Genomic DNA, 17,897 nt, shown 5'->3' with positions numbered 1-17,897 from the left:
CCTCGCACACAGCACAAGATCAGGAGTGACCTGTGGATAAGTTTAAAGGCGCCTTGCTGGTAGGCGCTCTGCGGCTGTTTGCCCTGCTTCCGTGGTGGGCCGTGCAGGCCGCGGGCTCGGCGATTGGCTGGGTCATGTGGAAAACCCCGAACCGCTCCCGCGACGTGGTGCGGATCAATCTGTCCAAATGCTTTCCGGACATGGACCCTGGCGAGCGTGAGCGTCTGGTCGGGCAAAGCCTGAAAGACATCGGCAAGTCCCTGACCGAAAGTGCCTGTGCCTGGATCTGGCCGGCCCAGCGCTCCATCGATCTGGTGCGCGAGGTCGAAGGCCTCGACATCTTGAAAGACGCCCTCGCCTCCGGTAAAGGCGTGGTTGGCATCACCAGCCACCTGGGCAATTGGGAGGTGCTCAATCACTTCTATTGCAGCCAATGCAAACCGATCATTTTCTACCGTCCGCCAAAGCTGAAGGCGGTGGATGAATTGCTGCAAAAGCAGCGGGTACAGTTGGGTAACAAAGTCGCGGCGTCCACCAAGGAAGGCATCCTCAGCGTCATCAAGGAAGTGCGCAAAGGTGGTGCAGTGGGCATTCCCGCTGACCCGGAACCGTCCGAATCCGCCGGGATCTTCGTACCGTTCTTCGCCACTCAGGCACTGACCAGCAAGTTCGTGCCGAACATGCTGGCCGGCGGCAAAGCCGTTGGCGTGTTCCTGCATGCCCTGCGGCTGCCGGACGGTTCGGGCTACAAAGTGATTCTTGAAGCCGCACCAGAGGCCATGTACAGCACCGATACGGCGGAGTCATGTGCGGCCATGTCTAAAGTGATCGAGCGTTATGTCGGTGCCTACCCGAGCCAGTACATGTGGAGCATGAAGCGTTTCAAAAAGCGTCCGCCCGGCGAAGCGCGCTGGTACTAAAGCTTTGGCACGTTCTGTGGATAACCTGTAGGACCGAGCTTGCTCGAGTTGGACGTTAACGATGATGTGGGCTGCCAGGTTGAACGCGGCGCCTTTGCATGCATCGCGAGCATGCTCGCTCCTACACGTATCCTCAACCTGTTCTAAAGGGCGCAGAAGATGTCCGAACACCGCAAGTCATTCCGCATCAAGATCAGCCATGACAGCGTCGGCGACTGTCTGGGCCAGACGCGCAACCTGTCGACCACCGGCGTCTACGTCAAGCATCCGAAACTGTCGGCGCTACCCCGGGGTGCGGTGGTGTACGGTCAGGTGCAGGACTTACCCACAGGCGCCCCGCGAGTGCGCATGGAAGTGGTGTTGGTGGATGCCGAAGGCATTGGCTTGCGCTACCTCTGATCAGTGCGCCTGACGATCGAGCTTTTTCAGGAACACCGTCATTTCCTTTTCGGCCTGTTTGTCGCCATGGGCGCGAGCAGCTTCCAGGCCTTGTTCCCAGGCCTGCCGTGCAGCCCCATGGTCGGCCAGCGCCAGATAGGCCTTGCCGAGTAATTTCCAGGCCGCCGAATACTTCGGATCGATTTCTACACAGCGCTGGAAATGCTCCACCGCCTTGGCGTTCTCCCCCAGATCCAGATAACCCTTGCCCAGGCCGAAGCGCAGCAGCGAGTTATCCACACCCTTGGCGAGCATTTTTTCCAGGGATTCGAGCATGGTGGATTCCTTATCTTAGGGGTGTCAGGCGTTCATCCGGATTAGTGAGGCCGCCTTCGCGAGCAAGCCCGCTCCCACATTGGTTTTTTGTTCACCAAAGATCGAATGTGGGAGCGGGCTTGCTCGCGAAGAGGCCCTTGCTGGCAGCAAAAAACCCGGATCAGAAGAAGCTCAGCCCTACGTGGAACAGCTTCTCCACATCGCGAATATGCTTTTTATCCACAAGGAACAGGATCACATGGTCCCCCGCTGCGATCACGGTATCATCGTGCGCGATAATGACCTCTTCGTCGCGAATAATGGCGCCAATCGTAGTACCCGGCGGCAAACCTATATTTTCGATGGCCTTGCCGATCACCTTGCTCGATTTCGCATCACCGTGGGCAATGGCCTCGATGGCTTCGGCAGCGCCCCGGCGCAGTGAGTGCACGCTCACGATATCACCACGACGCACGTGGGCCAGCAAGGTACCGATAGTCGCCAATTGCGGGCTGATGGCGATGTCGATGTCGCCGCCCTGAATCAGATCCACGTAGGCCGGGTTGTTGATGATGGTCATTACCTTCTTTGCGCCCAGGCGCTTGGCCAGCAGCGATGACATGATGTTGGCTTCGTCATCGTTGGTCAGGGCCAGGAAGAGGTCTGCATCGGCGATGTTTTCCTCCATCAACAGATCGCGGTCGGAGGCACTGCCCTGCAACACCACGGTGCTGTCCAGGGTATCGGAGAGATGGCGGCAGCGGGCCGGGTTCATCTCGATGATCTTCACCTGGTAACGGCTTTCGATCGCCTCGGCCAAGCGTTCGCCGATCTGCCCACCACCGGCAATGACGATGCGCTTGTAGGTTTCGTCGAGACGGCGCATTTCGCTCATCACCGCGCGAATGTTGGCTTTGGCGGCGATGAAAAACACCTCATCGTCCGCTTCGATCACCGTATCGCCCTGGGGCAGGATCGGCCGGTCGCGACGGAAAATCGCAGCGACGCGGGTTTCGACATTCGGCATGTGCTCACGCAACTGTCGCAGTTGCTGGCCCACCAGCGGACCGCCGTAGTAGGCCCGCACTGCTACCAGTTGCGCCTTGCCTTCGGCAAAGTCGATCACCTGCAAGGCGCCGGGATGCTGGATCAGGCGCTTGATGTAGTTGGTGACCACTTGCTCCGGACTGATCAGTACGTCCACCGGAATCGCTTCGTTCTGGAACAGCTGCTCTTCGCGGGTCAGGTACGCGGCTTCGCGAACCCGGGCGATCTTGGTTGGCGTGTGGAACAAGGTGTGGGCGACCTGGCAGGCGACCATATTGGTTTCATCACTGTTGGTCACGGCCACCAGCATGTCGGCGTCGTCGGCCCCGGCCTGGCGCAACACGGTCGGAAACGAACCGCGACCCTGCACCGTGCGGATGTCCAGGCGGTCACCGAGGTCGCGCAGGCGTTCGCCATCGGTATCGACCACGGTGATGTCATTGGCTTCGCTTGCAAGGTGTTCCGCCAGCGAACCGCCGACCTGTCCCGCTCCGAGGATGATGATTTTCATCCAGTCACTCCATTGAATCCATTTAACCGCGCGCGGCGGCGATCTTGATCAGCTTGGCGTAGTAGAACCCGTCATGCCCGCCTTCCTGGGCCAGCAACTGACGTCCATGGGGCTGCTTGATCCCGGCCGCTGTCGCGAGGTCCAGCTCACGGGCGCCCGGCGTGCGGTCGAGAAAGGCTTCGATGACTTCGGTGTTCTCGGTCGGCAGCGTGGAGCAGGTGGCGTAAAGCAGAATGCCGCCCACTTCCAGAGTTATCCACATGGCGTCGAGCAGTTCGCCCTGCAGCACAGCCAGCGCAGCGATGTCGTCAGGTTGACGGGTCAGCTTGATGTCCGGATGACGACGAATCACCCCGGTAGCGGAACACGGAGCGTCCAGCAGTATGCGCTGGAACGGCTTGCCGTCCCACCAGGCCTGAGTGTCGCGACCGTCGGCAGCGATCAGTTCAGCGCTGAGTTTGAGGCGTTCGAGGTTTTCCCGCACCCGCACCAGGCGCTTGGCTTCCAGGTCGACCGCCACCACACCGGCCAGCGCCGGTTGTGCTTCAAGGATGTGGCAGGTTTTGCCGCCCGGCGCGCAGCAGGCGTCAAGCACCCGTTGACCCGGCGTCAGATCCAGCAGATCGGCGGCCAGTTGCGCGGCTTCGTCCTGCACGCTGATCCAGCCTTCGGCGAAACCCGGGAGGCTGCGCACGTCGGTAGCTGCTTCGAGGATGATGCCGTCTCGACTGTAAACGCACGCTGTCGCGGCAATGCCCGCTGCACTGAGCAACCCAAGATAAGCATCGCGGGTGTGATGTCTTCGGTTGACCCGCAGAATCATTGGCGGGTGCGCGTTGTTTGCCGCGCAAATGGCTTCCCACTGCTGGGGCCAGAACGCCTTGAGGGATTTTTGCAGCCAGCGCGGATGAGCAGTGCGCACCACCGGGTCGTGTTCCAGCTCGGCCAGCAGCGTCTCGCTTTCCCGTTGGGCGCGGCGCAGTACGGCGTTGAGCAAGGCCTTGGCCCAAGGCTTTTTCAGCTTGTCGGCACAGCCGACCGTTTCGCCAATGGCGGCATGGGCCGGCACGCGGGTGTAGAGCAATTGATAGAGGCCGACCAGCAACAACGCTTCGACATCGGCGTCAGCGGCCTTGAATGGCTTCTGCAGCAGTTTGGCCGCCAGCGCCGACAAGCGCGGCTGCCAGCGTGCGGTTCCGAACGCCAGGTCCTGGGTGAAGCCGCGATCACGGTCTTCGACCTTGTCCAGTTGCGTCGGCAGCGAACTGTTGAGCGAGGCTTTACCGCTCAGAACAGCGGCGAGTGCCTTGGCGGCGGCCAGACGCGGGTTCATTGAGCCTCCGCCGCTTGACCGAGGACAGTGCCGATGGCGAATTTCTCACGACGGCTGTTGAACAGGTCGCTGAAATTCAGCGCCTTGCCGCCCGGCAATTGCAGGCGGGTCAGACATAGGGCGTGCTCGCCGCAAGCGACAATTAGGCCTTCCTTGCTGGCGCCGAGGACTTCACCCGGCGCGCCTTTGCCTTCAGCGAGATTCGCCGCCAGCACTTTCAGCGCTTCGCCGTTCAGCGTGCTGTGGGTGATCGGCCATGGATTGAAGGCGCGAACCAGGCGCTCAAGTTCAACTGCCGGACGGGTCCAGTCGATGCGCGCTTCGTCTTTGTTCAGTTTGTGCGCGTAGGTGGCCAGGCTATCGTCCTGCACTTCGCCTTCCAGGGTACCGGCGGCGAGTCCGGCAATTGCCTGAACCACGGCCGGTGGGCCCATTTCGGCCAACCGATCGTGCAAGCTGCCGCCAGTGTCGTCGGCGCCGATCGGCGTGGTGACTTTGAGCAGCATCGGCCCGGTGTCGAGACCGGCTTCCATGCGCATCACGGTCACGCCACTTTCGGCGTCACCCGCTTGCACGGCGCGCTGGATCGGCGCGGCACCGCGCCAGCGTGGCAGCAACGAAGCATGGCTGTTGATGCAACCCAGACGCGGAATATCCAGCACCACTTGCGGCAGGATCAGGCCGTAGGCGACCACTACCATCAAATCCGGCTTCAAGGCGGCCAGTTCGGCCTGCGCCTCTTCGTTGCGCAACGTTGGCGGTTGCAGCACGGGGATGTTGTTTTCCAGCGCCAGTTGCTTGACCGGGCTCGGCATCAGTTTTTGCCCACGACCGGCCGGACGATCCGGTTGGGTGTAGACCGCGACGATCTCGTAAGGGCTGGCGAGCAGGGCCTTGAGGTGTTCGGCGGCGAATTCCGGGGTGCCGGCAAAGACGATGCGCAGTGGCTCAGTCATGGAAACTCTCGATTGCAAAGCATCTTGAAAAGAAAAAGGCTTGCCGCAGCAAGCCTTTGAAGGAGGGCATCAAGCGTTTTGGCGATGCTGTTTTTCCAGCTTCTTCTTGATGCGGTCGCGTTTGAGCGTTGACAGGTAATCGACGAACAATTTGCCGTTGAGGTGGTCGCATTCGTGCTGGATGCACACTGCGAGCAGGCCATCGGCGATCAGCTCGTAAGGCTTGCCGTCACGGTCCAGAGCCTTGACCTTGACCCTTTGCGGGCGATCGACGTTTTCATAGAAGCCCGGTACCGAAAGGCAGCCTTCCTGGTATTGCTCCATTTCGTCAGTCAGGGGTTCGAACTCGGGGTTGATGAACACTCGCGGTTCGGTGCGGTCTTCGGAGAGGTCCATCACGACGATACGTTTGTGCACGTTGACCTGGGTAGCGGCGAGGCCGATGCCTGGCGCTTCATACATTGTTTCAAACATATCGTCGACCAACTGACGCACTTCGTCGTCCACTACGGCCACAGGTTTGGCGATAGTGCGCAGGCGCGAGTCGGGGAATTCGAGGATGTCTAAAATGGCCATAAGCTTGATTGATGCACGTGTGAAGTAGGTCGGATCGATGGCCTGGCGGTCCGAAGATGCAGGCTACCTATGTAAAACGTAGCTCCCTTCTTTCCATTAGCAAGCCGGGAGCGAGCCGCCGAGGGCTCTGGCGTTTCACGCGAACGCACATAATAAAGGGATTCACCGCATGAGGAAATCACTACTCGCCCTGCTGCTTCTGGTCCCGGCCGGTTTGGCGTTCGGGCAGGTGCAAATCGGGGGAAGTTCTCCTGCGCCCCAAGGCACCATCAAGCTGTCGCCACAGGTGCGCAGCAGCCCGATGACCGAGGCCATTCCCGGCATTGCGCTGAAATCGATCAACAGTTTTTTACTGAACAACCATATCGTCGACAAGGCCGAGGATTTCGATAAGGCACCTTATATAGTTGCCGGCGATGCCGAGCGTGTGCTGGCCGGCACCGGTGACCGGGTTTTCGCCCGGGGCAAATTCGATCCGGCCAATCATCGATATGACGTCTTTCGCCAGGGCAAGGTCTACACCGATCCGCAGAGCAAGGAATTTTTGGGGATCAACGCCGATGACATTGGCGGCGGCGAAGTGGTGGCCACTGAAGGCGAAGTCGGCACGCTGCTGTTGCAACGCACGACACAGGAAGTGCGCCTGGGCGACCGTTTGTTTCGCAGCGAAGAGCGCTCGATCAACTCGACGTTCATACCCAGCGCGCCCGGTACCGAGGTCAATGGCCTGATCATCGATGTGCCGCGGGGTGTTACGCAGGTTGGTGCGCTGGACGTGGTCACGCTGAACAAGGGGCAACGTGACGGTCTGGTTGCCGGCAATGTGTTGGCGGTAATGAAAACCGGTGAAACCGTACGCGACCGGATCAGCGGCCAACCCCTGAAAATTCCTGATGAGCGTGCGGGACTGCTGATGGTTTTTCGCACCTACGACAAGCTCAGCTACGGGCTGGTACTGAACGCATCACGGTCGTTGGCGGTGATGGACAAGGTGCGAAATCCTTAGCTGGCTTCACAAGTTACCAACAGAGTTATCCACAGCTTGTTCCGCTCTGACTGAGCCCTCACAACGATCAAGGATGATCCATGCCGCCGTCTGCTGCCATACCCGTTTCGCCTGCGGAACTTGAAGCTCGTTTGCGCTTGCATCGTTTGCCGGAGCTAGGTCCGGCACGTTTCAGGAAATTGCTCGAGGCCTTCGGCTCTGCGTCCAAAGCCATCAGCGCACCGGCCAGTGCCTGGCGAGCGCTGGGGTTGCCACTGGCCTGTGCGCAGGCCAGACGCACAGCTGAAGTACGTGACGGTGCCAACTACGCATTGGCCTGGCTGGAGCGTCCGAACCAGCATTTACTGATGTGGGACCAACCTGATTACCCGGCGTTGCTCGCTCAAATCAGCGATGCACCGCCGTTATTGTTCGTTGCGGGCAATCCGGAAATTCTGGAAAAACCGCAACTGGCGATGGTCGGCAGCCGTCGGGCCTCTCGACCCGGCATGGACACCGCTGCTGCGTTTTCCCGCAGTCTGGCCGGTGCCGGTTTTGTCATTACCAGCGGTCTGGCCCTGGGCATTGATGCTGCCGCCCACCAGGCCGCTCTGGATGTTGGCGGGCAAACGGTCGGGGTACTTGGTACCGGTCTTGAAAAGTTTTATCCACAGCGCAATCGAAGGTTGGCGGACGCCATGATCGCGTCCGGCAGCGCGGTAGTTTCGGAGTTTCCGCTGGATGCAGCTCCCAGCGCCGCAAACTTTCCCCGACGCAACCGGATCATCAGCGGCATGTCCCTCGGCGTGCTGGTGGTCGAGGCCAGTGTTGCCAGCGGATCGTTGATCACCGCGAGGCTGGCGGCGGAGCAAGGCCGCGAGGTATTCGCGATTCCCGGATCGATCCATCATCCCGGAGCGCGCGGTTGTCATCAGTTGATCCGCGACGGCGCAGCCCTGGTGGAAACCATCGAACATATCCTTGAAGCCTTGCGCGGCTGGCAACAACTGCCCTTCCCCACGGAATCGAGCGTGGTAGCGACCACTCATCCACTTTTGCAGTTGCTGCTTGCCGCACCGCACACCAGTGAAGCGTTGGCCGGAGCGAGCGGCTGGACCCTGCCCAAAGTGCTGGTGGCATTGACTGAGCTGGAAATGGACGGCCGTGCGGTCTGTGAAAGTGGACGCTGGTTTGCACGGGTGAGCTAGGTTTTATAAACAAGATCGGTAAACTGCACAGAGCCTTATTCTGGAGAGTTTTTCATGGTCAACAGTTGGCGTGTGCAACAAGCCGCGCAAGCAATTCGTGCCGGAGCGGTGATTGCCTACCCAACCGAAGCAGTCTGGGGGCTGGGTTGCGACCCGTGGGACGAAGAAGCAGTGGATCGTCTGCTGCTGATCAAGGGCCGGTCTGTGGATAAAGGGCTGATTCTGGTTGCCGACAACATCCGCCAGTTCGACTTCCTGTTCGAGGATTTCCCCGAATTGTGGATGGACCGCATGGCCAGTACCTGGCCCGGTCCCAATACCTGGCTGGTGCCGCATCAGAATATGCTGCCGGAATGGATTACCGGGGTGCACGAAACGGTGGCGTTGCGAGTCAGTGATCACCCGCAAGTGAGGGAGTTGTGTGCGCTGGTTGGGCCGCTGGTGTCAACGTCGGCCAACCCACAGGGCCGTCCGGCAGCACGCACGCGGATTCGCGTGGAGCAGTATTTCCGTGGCCAGGTTGATCTGGTACTCGGCGGCAATCTGGGCGGGCGCAAGAATCCCAGCGTGATCCGCGATCTGGCGACAGGGCAGGTTGTGCGCCCGGATTGATGTGGCGAGGGGGCTTGCCCCCGTTGGACTACGGAGCAGGCCCCAGTTGAGGGCGGGTGCTGCGCACCCGAACGGGGGCGAGCCCCCTCGCCACAGGTTAAGGCAACAACACCACCGAACCAGTAGTACGCCGCGCTGACAACTCGGTCTGCGCCTTTGCCGCATCAGCCAGTGGATAACGCTGGCTGATGTCCACGTGCAGCTTGCCGCTGATAATCATCTCGAACAGTTCGTCGGCCATCCGCTGCAGGTTCTCGGCGTTGTTGGCATAGGTCGCCAGGGTCGGCCGTGTCACGTACAGCGAACCCTTCCCCGCCAGAATTCCCAGGTTGACCCCGTCTACCGCCCCGGATGCATTACCGAAGCTCACCACCAGACCACGCGGCGCAACGCTGTCGAGGGAGGTCAGCCAGGTGTCTTTGCCGACGCCGTCGTAAACTACCGGGACCTTTTGGCCGTCAGTCAACTCCAGCACGCGTTGTGCGACGTTTTCATGGCTGTAGTCGATGGTTGCCCAGGCGCCATTGGCTTTTGCCAGTGCGGCTTTCTCTGCCGAGCTCACCGTGCCGATCAACTTCACACCCAGGGCCTTGGCCCATTGGCACGCCAGCGAACCGACGCCACCGGCCGCGGCGTGGAACAGAATGGTTTCGCCACCCTTGAGTTCATAGGTCTGACGCAGCAGGTACTGCACGGTCAGGCCCTTGAGCATCACGCCAGCCGCCTGTTCGAAGCTGATGGCGTCCGGCAGGTGCACCAGATTGGCTTCGGGCAACACGTGAACCTCGCTGTACGCGCCCAGCGGGCCACTGCCATAGGCCACGCGATCACCAACCTTGAAACGGCTCACTTCACTGCCCACCGCCTCGACCACCCCCGCCCCTTCGGAACCAACGCCCGATGGCAGGGACGGCGGCGGATAGAGGCCGCTGCGGTAATAGGTATCAATGAAGTTCAGGCCGATGGCCTTGTTGCTCACGCGGACCTGCTGCGGGCCGGGTTCGGCGGGCTGGTAATCGACATATTCGAGCACTTCGGGGCCGCCATGGGCGCGGAACTGAATACGCTTTGCCATCTCACTCTCCTTGGGACTCAGCTACTTGAGTTGTAGCGCGAAGCGCCCTATCGAACTCCCAAGCTTGATCTTCGTCAACTGTGGCAGGTCCATCTGCAGTGTTATGCTACGCGCCCATTTGCGCAGGCTGAGCTCCAATGGAGCAGCGCGTAGTTTTGCCCGATACAAGGTGATGACATGACGACCCGCACCGAGGCCGTAAAAGCCTACCTGCTCGACCTGCAAGACCGTATCTGTGCTGCCCTGGAAGCCGAAGACGGCGGTACGCGCTTCGTTGAAGACGCCTGGACCCGGCCTGCCGGCGGTGGCGGGCGTACCCGGGTGATCGAAAACGGCACGGTGATTGAAAAGGGCGGCGTCAACTTTTCCCATGTGTTCGGCAGCGGTCTGCCACCGTCCGCCAGCGCGCACCGACCGGAACTGGCCGGCCGGGGCTTCGAAGCGCTGGGCGTGTCGCTGGTGATCCATCCGCATAACCCGCATGTGCCGACTTCCCACGCCAACGTACGCTTTTTCATCGCCGAAAAAGAAGGCGAGGAACCGGTCTGGTGGTTCGGCGGCGGCTTCGACCTGACCCCCTACTACGGTAACGTCGTTGACTGCGTGCACTGGCACCGCATCGCCGAGCAAGCCTGCGCACCGTTCGGACCGGAGGTTTACCCGCGCTACAAGGCCTGGTGCGACAGCTATTTCCACATCAAGCACCGTCACGAGCCACGAGGCATCGGCGGGTTGTTTTTCGACGACTTGAACGAGTGGGATTTCGACACCAGCTTCGCCTTCATGCGCGCCATTGGCGATGCCTACATCGACGCGTATCTGCCAATCGTGCAGCGCCGCAAGGACGATGCCTTTACTGCCGAGCAACGCGAGTTCCAGGAATTCCGTCGTGGGCGCTACGTTGAATTCAACCTGGTCTACGACCGTGGCACGCTGTTCGGCCTGCAATCGGGCGGGCGCACCGAGTCGATCCTGATGTCCCTGCCGCCGCAGGTGCGCTGGGGTTACGACTGGAAAGCCGAGCCCGGCAGCGAAGAAGCGCGCCTGACCGAGTACTTCCTGCAAGATCGCGATTGGTTGGCCGAGGCCTGAACGAGGATTCCTGATGGACCGTTACGTCGTATTCGGCAACCCGATTGGCCATAGCAAGTCGCCGCTGATCCATCGTCTGTTCGCTGAGCAGACGGCACAGAAGCTGGACTACAGCACTTTGCTGGCGCCCCTGGACGACTTTTCCACCTGTGCCCGGACGTTTTTCCTGGAAGGTCGCGGCGCGAATGTGACGGTGCCGTTCAAAGAGGAAGCCTATCGGCTGGCGAACAACCTGACGGCGCGGGCGCAGCGAGCCGGTGCGGTTAATACGTTGAGCAAGCTGGCGGATGGCAGCCTGCTGGGCGACAACACCGACGGTGCCGGACTGGTGCGGGACCTGACGGTCAACGCCGGTTTCAGCCTCAAGGGTAAACGCATCCTGCTGCTGGGTGCCGGTGGTGCGGTGCGTGGTGCGCTGGAGCCCTTGTTGGCCGAGCAACCGGCATCCCTGATCATCGCCAACCGTACCGTGGAAAAAGCCGAGCTGTTGGCCGAATTGTTCTGCGATCTGGGGCCCGTATCGGCCAGTGGGTATGACTGGTTGCAGGAGTCGGTGGACCTGATCATCAATGCGACGTCGGCGAGCCTCTCAGGTGATGTTCCGCCGATTGCCAGCAGCCTCATTGAACCGGGCAAGACGGTTTGCTACGACATGATGTATGGCAAGGAGCCGACCTCGTTCTGCCGCTGGGCCAGCGAACACGGCGCGGCGGTGGCGATGGATGGCTTGGGCATGCTCGCTGAACAGGCGGCGGAAGCGTTTTTCCTGTGGCGCGGTGTGCGGCCGGATACGGCTCCAGTGCTGGCCGAACTTCGCCGCCAACTGGCGCTGTAGTATTTTTTGTGGCGAGGGAGCTTGCTGAGGCGAGAAGGCTTGCTGTGGCGAGGGGGCTTGCCCCCGTCCCCCAAAAAATCCACGACCGCTTCGCGGCCGAACGGGGGCAAGCCCCCTCGCCACAGTTAATGCGTTCGTCATGCCGTGGTGTTTCAATCCTCAAACCGGATCGGGCATTTCTCCGCGCCTTCCAGCTTTCTCAACTCTTCCACCACCTGCGGCCGTGCCTGGCGCAAGGTCAGGCTGCGATCCTGGCGCAGCAGTCGCCGGGCTTCCTGGTGCAGCATTTCAACGCCGGAATAGTCGATGAAGTTGATCTGCTGTGCTTCGATCACCACGCGTACGCCGTGCATCCGTTGCAGGCGCGTTTGCAGGTAGTGGCTGGCGCCGAAGAAGATTGAGCCGCCGACCCGCAGAATGTCTTCCTCACCGTCCCGCCAATGCTGGACCCGCGGGCGCGAAGTACGTTTGAGATAGAAAAACAACGAGGCCAGCACTCCGGCGTAGATGGCAGTCTGCAGTTCCAGAAGTAACGTGGCGAGGCAGGTCAGCGCCATGACTGCGAACTCGGAGTGGCTGACTCGCCACAATGCGCGAACGCCGCGATGGTCTATCAACCCCCAGGCGATCAGGAGAATGCTGCCGGCCATGGCCGGGATCGGGATGTGGGCGATCAGCCCCGCAGCGAAAATGGCGAACAACGCCACCCACATCGCCGAAAAAACCCCCGCCAGAGGCGAACAGGCGCCGGCCTCATAGCTAAGACCCGAGCGGGTGAAGGAGCCGGCGGACAGTGAACCGGAAAAAAACGCACCTACCATGTTGGATAGACCCTGAGCGCGGACTTCCTGATTGGCGTCGAGCATCTGCTGGGAGCGCGCGGAAATCGAGCGGGCAATCGACAGGCTGGTGACCAGCCCGAGCATACCCACCGCCACCGCACTGGGCAGCAGCCGCAGAATAAGGTCCAGATCCAGCGGTAGTGCGCTGATAGGCGGCAACCGGCCGACAAATGCACTGACCAACTGTACGTGACCAAACATCGCTGGCCACAACCACACCAACAGGCCGCCCAGTACCAGGGTCATGAGCAGCGTCGGCCAGCGTGGCAACAGCTGTTTGAGCAGCATACCGACCAGTACGGTGGCCAAGCCCAGTACCAGCGAAGGTTTATCCACAGCCTCCAGATGCTGGAGCAAACTCATCAGGCTGGCCAACGCCGTCGCTTCGCCCGGCAGATCCAGCCCCAGCAGATTCGGCAGTTGGGCGATGGCGATCACCACTGCTGCGCCGAGGGTAAAACCGAGCACCACCGAATGCGAGACGAAGTTCACCAGCGCGCCAAAGCGCAACAGGCCCAAAAGCCATTGGAAAATTCCCGCGAGAAAGGTCAGCAACAGAATCAGGGTGACGTAGTCCTGTGAGGCAGGGACGGCCAGTGGACTGACACTGGCATACAGGACAATGGAGATGGCGGCCGTGGGACCGCAGATCAAATGCCACGACGAACCCCAGAGGCAGGCAATCAGCACCGGGATGATTGCCGCGTACAGGCCATATTCAGGTGGCAGGCCGGCAATCAGTGCGTAGGCAATGGATTGCGGCAACGCCAGAATCGCACCACTGAGGCCGACAATCAGGTCACGTCCGACACTTGCCCGGGTTTGCTTGGGCAACCAGGCGAGGAAGGGGAACAGTGAATGGCGACTGGGAAGGGCCATGGATCCTCTCGGGTGGGATTTTGTGCAAGGGTATCAGGGTGAGGTTTTGAAGTGGTGTGTCAGTTGGAACGCCCCCTCACCCTAACCCTCTCCCCAAAGGGGCGAGGGGACTGACCGAGTAGACTATGGAGCTACATCGACCTGAAATACCGAGTTGAACTCAGGACTGAGGCCCGTGAAAATCGGCGTCCATACCCTCTCCCGGCAGGGAGGGGGACTGACCGGGTTGCTTATGTAGCTACCTCGACCTGCAATACCGAGTTGAACTCAGGACTGAGGCCCGTGAAGATCGGCGTCCATACTCTCTCCCGGCAGGGATGGGGACTGACCGGGTTGCCTATGTAGCTACATCGACCTGAAATACCGAGTTGAACTCAGGACTGAGGCCCGTGAAGATCGGTGTCCATACTCTCTCCCGGCAGGGAGGGGGACTGACCGGGTTGCCTATTTAGCTACATCGACCTGAAATACCGAGTTGAACTCAGGACTGAGGCCCGTGAAGATCGGCGTCCATACCCTCTCCCGGCAGGGAGGGGGACTGACCGGGTTGCCTATTTAGCTACATCGACCTGAAATACCGAGTTGAACTCAGGACTGAGGCCCGTGAAGATCGGCGTCCATACCCTCTCCCGGCAGGGATGAGGGGACTGACGGAGTTCCATGGAGTTACATCACCCGGGAATCTCACGTGGAACTCAGGATTTGAAGGACACGAAGATCGGCTCCCTTTCCCCCCTCGCCCCCCCGAGGGGGGAGAGGGCTGGGGTGAGGGGGGAAATCTCAAGTCCGCCACTTTCCTCAAAATTCACCCGATCAAAGCTTCGCCTTCACCGCCGGCAACGCATCCTTGCCATCCGCAGTCTTCACGCCATCGAGCCACTTATCCAGCACCGCCGGGTTTGCCTTGATCCACGCCCTGGCCGCATCGGCGTTGCTGACTTTCTTGTTCGCCACCTCGGCCATGATGCTGTTCTCCATCTCCTGGGTGAAGCTCAGGTTCGTAAGCAGTTTGCCGACGTTCGGACAGGCCTGTGCATAACCTTTGCGGGTCAGGGTATGCACGCTGCCGGTGTCGCCGAAGTACTTCTCGCCGCCCTTGAGATAATGCATTTTCAGCTGCACGTTCATCGGGTGCGGCGTCCAGCCGAGGAAAGTCACGAATTTCTGTTTCTTCACTGCACGAGACACTTCCGCCAGCATCGCCTGCTCGCTGGACTCGACCAGTTTCCACTGGCCCATGTCGAAATCGTTTTTCTTGATGATCTCTTGCAGGGAGATATTCGCCGGTGCTCCGGAGCCGATGCCGTAGATTTTTTGGTCGAACTTGTCCGCGAATTTGTTCAGGTCGGCAAAATCATGCACACCCGCATCCCACACATAGTCGGGGACGGCGAGGGTGAACTCGGTGCCGTCGAGGTTTTTAGCCAATTGCGTGACATCGCCGGTGGCGACGAACTTGTCGTAGAAGCCTTGCTGCGCCGGCATCCAGTTACCCAGAAAAACATCGACCTGGCCATCCTTGAGCCCGCCAAAGGTAATTGGCACCGCGAGGGTATCGACCTTGGCCTTGTAGCCCATGCCATCGAGCAGGAAACCGGTGATGGCGTTGGTCGCAGCGATGTCGCTCCAGCCAGGGTCGGCCATCCTTACCGTTTCGCAACTCTGATCTGCAAACGCCGATGCACTTCCCAGTGCCATGAGCCCGACCGTCAGTACTGTGGATAACCTTTGCATGGACTTCCCCTTAACATTATTGGTTTTGGCAGGGTTGTGGATAACGTGCTTTGCGTTCCAGATCATCAAGGTCGATGTGGTTGCGCATGTACTGCTGACTGGCATCCACCAGCGGCTGGTGATCCCAGCTCTTCAGCTTGCCGAAGGTCAGGGCCTGGGCGACGAAACGCCGGCGCCGCTGGCTGGCGAGCACCTGTTGGTGAATCGCCGGGACATCCCACTTGGCTCGCGCTTCGGCGATAAAATCGTCGAACAGCTGGCGATGTTGCGGCGAATGGCTTAGATCTTCCAGTTCGAGGGGGTCATTGTGTACATCGAACAGCAGACAGGGGTCGTCTTCGCTGTAAATGAATTTATAAGCGCTGCGGCGAATCATCATCAGCGGGCCGACGGTACCTTCGGCCATGTATTCGCCGAACACCTCGTCGTGACCGGCCATCCCATGCAGGTGCGCAACCAGCGAGCGGCCATCCAGCGGCAACCCCGGTTCCAGCGAGCCACCGGCCAATTCAACGAAGGTCGGCAGCAGGTCGGCGGTGGAGACGCTGGCGCTGACCCGCCTGGCACCGAAATGCCCCGGGGCGCTGATCATCAGCGGCACCCGCGCCGCCATTTCATACCAATGCATTTTGTACCAGAGGCCACGCTCGCCCAGCATGTCGCCATGATCGCCGGAGAAAACGATGATGGTGTCATCGATGAGACCCGTATCCTCGAGTGTTTGCAGGAGTTTGCCGACGTTGCTGTCAATATAGCTGCAGGCTCCGAAATAGGCGCGACGCGCGTCACGGATCTTATCCACAGGCAGCGGCTTGTCCCACAGGTCATAGACCTTGAGCAAGCGTTGGGAGTGCGGATCGAGTTCGTGCTGACCTGGCGTTGCAGGCAGCGGGATGTCGGTATCGTCATACAGATTCCAGAATTGCTTGGGAATCGTGTACGGATCGTGTGGGTGAGTCATCGAAACGGTCAGGCAAAACGGCTGGTCGCCATCCTCACGGATGTGGTCGAACAGATACTGCTGGGCCTTGAACACTACCTCTTCGTCGAAATCCAGTTGATTGGTACGCACGCACGGCCCGGCCTGCAGTACGGACGACATGTTGTGATACCAGGTTGGCCGCACATCCGGCTCGTCCCAGTTCACCGCCCAGCCGTAGTCGGCCGGGTAAATATCGCTGGTCAAGCGTTCTTCGTAGCCGTGCAACTGGTCCGGGCCACAGAAGTGCATCTTGCCCGAGAGTGCGGTGCGGTAGCCGAGGCGACGCAGATAGTGGGCGTAAGTCGGAACATCGGCAGGGAAATCCGCAGCGTTGTCGTAGGCGCCGATCTTGCTCGGCAACTGACCACTGACCAGGGTAAAGCGCGACGGCGCGCACAGGGGACTGTTGCAATAAGCCGAGTCGAACACCACGCCTTGTGCGGCGAGGCGGCTGAGATGGGGCATCTTGATTGGCGAAGGACCGTAGAACGGCAACATTGGCGCGGCCATTTGATCGGCCATGATGAAAAGAATGTTCTTGCGCTTCATGTGATCGCGGCATTCCATAGTGGATATTTATGCGAGAGTGCTTGGGTCGAGGATGTAACCCATGAACTCTGCGGTAAAGCCCACGTGCGGCAATGACTAGGATAAGCACATCTTATGTATGAGTCTCTTGGTGACCTGTCTCTGGATTTACTCCGCACCTTCGAAACGGCAGCCCGTCAGCGCAGCTTCACCGCCGCTGCCGTGGAGCTTGGCACCACACAACCGGCCATCAGCCAGCAAATCAAGCGTTTAGAAGAGCAACTGGCGGTTCGACTGTTCGACCGTATTTATCGAGGCATCGAGCTGACGGAGGCGGGAACGCTGCTTTTTCAGCAAGTTCAGCTCGGTTTGCAGCATATCGACGCAGGATTGGGCGCAATCAGTGCGCAACAGCAGCATGAGGTGCTGCAAGTCGCTACGGATTTTGCCTTCGCCGCTTATTGGCTGATGCCGCGTCTGCACAGGTTTCATGCGGCCAATCCGCAGGTGGATGTCAGCCTTGTCACCAGTGAGCGCAGCCACAACATGCTGCGTACCGATATCGACGTGGCAGTGCTGTTCGGTGACGGGCGTTTCAAACAAGGTGAAAGCCATTGGCTGTTCAGCGAAGAAGTGTTCCCGGTGTGCAGCCCGCAGTTGCTCAACGACCGCCCACTGCCTTTACCGGCCAAGGCTCTCCTGGAGTTTCCGCTACTGCACCTGCGCGGCGAAAACAGTAGCAACTGGTTCGACTGGAGCGGTGTATTCCGTGAATTGGGGATTACATCACCTCCGGCGCCGGGTCAGTTGCGCTTCGACAATTACACTTTACTGATTCAGGCGGCGATTGGCGGTCAGGGCGTAGCCATCGGCTGGCGCCACCTTGTGGATAACTTGCTGGCGCAGGGTTTGTTGTGTCGACCGATCGCCGAAACAGTGATGTCCCGGCTCGGTTATTACGTGGTACTGCCCCAACGCAAACGACGCGGGGTGTTGATTGAGCAATTTGTCGACTGGTTGATGGCCGAGCAGTCCAGCAGCGCGCAATCATTGTCTGGCTTGGCGTTGCCTTCGATTGCGGTGTGAAGA

Annotated in this window: 16 protein-coding genes and 1 pseudogene; 8 read left to right on the top strand and 9 right to left on the bottom strand. The window is 60.1% G+C overall.

The window, feature by feature from the left end:
• Positions 1–32 precede the first annotated feature (32 nt).
• Positions 33–920 carry a lysophospholipid acyltransferase gene (locus KW839_RS03730; RefSeq protein ID WP_060540291.1) on the top strand — a complete coding sequence of 296 codons (888 nt, stop codon included), beginning with the start codon at positions 33–35 and terminating at the stop codon, positions 918–920.
• Between the two features lie 159 nt (positions 921–1,079).
• Positions 1,080–1,319, top strand: coding sequence for a PilZ domain-containing protein (locus KW839_RS03725; protein WP_060540292.1), 240 nt, complete (start codon positions 1,080–1,082; stop codon positions 1,317–1,319).
• On the opposite strand, the gene KW839_RS03720 is transcribed toward KW839_RS03725, so the two are convergent.
• From KW839_RS03720 to def, 5 genes are all read right to left on the bottom strand, one after another.
• The gene (locus KW839_RS03720) at positions 1,320–1,634 is read right to left on the bottom strand and encodes a tetratricopeptide repeat protein (RefSeq protein ID WP_218423457.1); all 315 of its coding nucleotides are present in this window, start codon (positions 1,632–1,634) and stop codon (positions 1,320–1,322) included.
• A 160-nt stretch (positions 1,635–1,794) separates the two neighbouring features.
• Positions 1,795–3,171: a Trk system potassium transporter TrkA gene (gene trkA / locus KW839_RS03715; protein ID WP_060540294.1), complete on the bottom strand. Its 1,377-nt coding sequence runs from the start codon at positions 3,169–3,171 to the stop codon at positions 1,795–1,797.
• 22 nt (positions 3,172–3,193) lie between these two features.
• The gene (gene rsmB / locus KW839_RS03710) at positions 3,194–4,504 is read right to left on the bottom strand and encodes a 16S rRNA (cytosine(967)-C(5))-methyltransferase RsmB (protein ID WP_218423456.1); all 1,311 of its coding nucleotides are present in this window, start codon (positions 4,502–4,504) and stop codon (positions 3,194–3,196) included.
• Entirely contained in the window at positions 4,501–5,460 is a 960-nt protein-coding gene (gene fmt / locus KW839_RS03705; RefSeq protein WP_060540296.1) for a methionyl-tRNA formyltransferase, read from the bottom strand. Before fmt ends, rsmB begins: the two co-directional genes overlap by 4 nt.
• Before the next feature lie 69 nt (positions 5,461–5,529).
• Positions 5,530–6,036, bottom strand: a complete 507-nt coding sequence (def, locus tag KW839_RS03700) for a peptide deformylase (RefSeq protein ID WP_060540297.1) — start codon at positions 6,034–6,036, stop codon at positions 5,530–5,532.
• Positions 6,037–6,295: 259 nt separating this feature from the next.
• Between def and KW839_RS03695 the strand changes: the two are divergent.
• The 3 genes and pseudogenes from KW839_RS03695 to KW839_RS03685 all read left to right on the top strand — a co-directional run.
• Positions 6,296–7,042, top strand: a pseudogene (locus tag KW839_RS03695) (peptidoglycan-binding protein); the annotation flags it as partial.
• 80 nt (positions 7,043–7,122) lie between these two features.
• The gene (dprA, locus tag KW839_RS03690; RefSeq protein ID WP_060540299.1) at positions 7,123–8,229 is read left to right on the top strand and encodes a DNA-processing protein DprA; all 1,107 of its coding nucleotides are present in this window, start codon (positions 7,123–7,125) and stop codon (positions 8,227–8,229) included.
• Positions 8,230–8,283: 54 nt separating this feature from the next.
• A complete protein-coding gene (locus KW839_RS03685) occupies positions 8,284–8,841 on the top strand; it encodes an L-threonylcarbamoyladenylate synthase (RefSeq protein WP_060540300.1) in 558 nt (185 codons plus the stop codon).
• 97 nt (positions 8,842–8,938) lie between these two features.
• Here KW839_RS03685 and KW839_RS03680 read toward each other — a convergent pair whose 3' ends face one another.
• Entirely contained in the window at positions 8,939–9,916 is a 978-nt protein-coding gene (locus tag KW839_RS03680) for an NADPH:quinone reductase (RefSeq protein ID WP_060540301.1), read from the bottom strand.
• 177 nt (positions 9,917–10,093) lie between these two features.
• On the opposite strand from KW839_RS03680, the gene hemF reads away from it, so the two are divergent.
• Both hemF and aroE read left to right on the top strand, forming a co-directional pair.
• The gene (hemF, locus tag KW839_RS03675; RefSeq protein ID WP_218423454.1) at positions 10,094–11,008 is read left to right on the top strand and encodes an oxygen-dependent coproporphyrinogen oxidase; all 915 of its coding nucleotides are present in this window, start codon (positions 10,094–10,096) and stop codon (positions 11,006–11,008) included.
• A 13-nt stretch (positions 11,009–11,021) separates the two neighbouring features.
• Entirely contained in the window at positions 11,022–11,843 is an 822-nt protein-coding gene (gene aroE / locus KW839_RS03670; RefSeq protein WP_060540303.1) for a shikimate dehydrogenase, read from the top strand.
• Positions 11,844–11,995: 152 nt separating this feature from the next.
• Here the strand turns inward: aroE and KW839_RS03665 are convergent, their stop codons facing one another.
• The 3 genes from KW839_RS03665 to betC form a co-directional block, all read right to left on the bottom strand.
• Positions 11,996–13,564, bottom strand: a complete 1,569-nt coding sequence (locus KW839_RS03665; RefSeq protein ID WP_218423453.1) for a SulP family inorganic anion transporter — start codon at positions 13,562–13,564, stop codon at positions 11,996–11,998.
• Positions 13,565–14,377: 813 nt separating this feature from the next.
• Positions 14,378–15,298, bottom strand: a complete 921-nt coding sequence (choX, locus tag KW839_RS03660) for a choline ABC transporter substrate-binding protein (protein WP_218423452.1) — start codon at positions 15,296–15,298, stop codon at positions 14,378–14,380.
• A gap of 16 nt (positions 15,299–15,314) precedes the next feature.
• The gene (gene betC / locus KW839_RS03655; protein ID WP_218423451.1) at positions 15,315–16,829 is read right to left on the bottom strand and encodes a choline-sulfatase; all 1,515 of its coding nucleotides are present in this window, start codon (positions 16,827–16,829) and stop codon (positions 15,315–15,317) included.
• 114 nt (positions 16,830–16,943) lie between these two features.
• Between betC and KW839_RS03650 the strand changes: the two genes are divergently transcribed.
• On the top strand, positions 16,944–17,894 hold the full coding sequence (locus KW839_RS03650; RefSeq protein WP_218423450.1) for a LysR family transcriptional regulator: 951 nt from the start codon (positions 16,944–16,946) through the stop codon (positions 17,892–17,894).
• The last annotated feature ends 3 nt before the right edge of the window (positions 17,895–17,897 follow it).

The sequence above is a fragment of the Pseudomonas sp. PDM31 genome (assembly GCF_019218965.1).
GTDB lineage: Bacteria > Pseudomonadota > Gammaproteobacteria > Pseudomonadales > Pseudomonadaceae > Aquipseudomonas.
The sequence above is the reverse complement of the archived record's forward strand: the minus strand, read 5'-3'. Positions and strand labels throughout refer to the sequence as shown.

Bases quoted from the DNA above. Each gene is read 5' to 3' on its own strand.
- KW839_RS03725 (WP_060540292.1), top strand. From the start codon at position 1,080: ATGTCCGAACACCGCAAGTCATTCCGCATCAAGATCAGCCATGACAGC.
- KW839_RS03720 (WP_218423457.1), bottom strand. From the start codon at position 1,634: ATGCTCGAATCCCTGGAAAAAATGCTCGCCAAGGGTGTGGATAACTCG.
- trkA (WP_060540294.1), bottom strand. From the start codon at position 3,171: ATGAAAATCATCATCCTCGGAGCGGGACAGGTCGGCGGTTCGCTGGCG.
- rsmB (WP_218423456.1), bottom strand. From the start codon at position 4,504: ATGAACCCGCGTCTGGCCGCCGCCAAGGCACTCGCCGCTGTTCTGAGC.
- fmt (WP_060540296.1), bottom strand. From the start codon at position 5,460: ATGACTGAGCCACTGCGCATCGTCTTTGCCGGCACCCCGGAATTCGCC.
- def (WP_060540297.1), bottom strand. From the start codon at position 6,036: ATGGCCATTTTAGACATCCTCGAATTCCCCGACTCGCGCCTGCGCACT.
- dprA (WP_060540299.1), top strand. From the start codon at position 7,123: ATGCCGCCGTCTGCTGCCATACCCGTTTCGCCTGCGGAACTTGAAGCT.
- KW839_RS03685 (WP_060540300.1), top strand. From the start codon at position 8,284: ATGGTCAACAGTTGGCGTGTGCAACAAGCCGCGCAAGCAATTCGTGCC.
- KW839_RS03680 (WP_060540301.1), bottom strand. From the start codon at position 9,916: ATGGCAAAGCGTATTCAGTTCCGCGCCCATGGCGGCCCCGAAGTGCTC.
- hemF (WP_218423454.1), top strand. From the start codon at position 10,094: ATGACGACCCGCACCGAGGCCGTAAAAGCCTACCTGCTCGACCTGCAA.
- aroE (WP_060540303.1), top strand. From the start codon at position 11,022: ATGGACCGTTACGTCGTATTCGGCAACCCGATTGGCCATAGCAAGTCG.
- KW839_RS03665 (WP_218423453.1), bottom strand. From the start codon at position 13,564: ATGGCCCTTCCCAGTCGCCATTCACTGTTCCCCTTCCTCGCCTGGTTG.
- choX (WP_218423452.1), bottom strand. From the start codon at position 15,298: ATGCAAAGGTTATCCACAGTACTGACGGTCGGGCTCATGGCACTGGGA.
- betC (WP_218423451.1), bottom strand. From the start codon at position 16,829: ATGAAGCGCAAGAACATTCTTTTCATCATGGCCGATCAAATGGCCGCG.
- KW839_RS03650 (WP_218423450.1), top strand. From the start codon at position 16,944: ATGTATGAGTCTCTTGGTGACCTGTCTCTGGATTTACTCCGCACCTTC.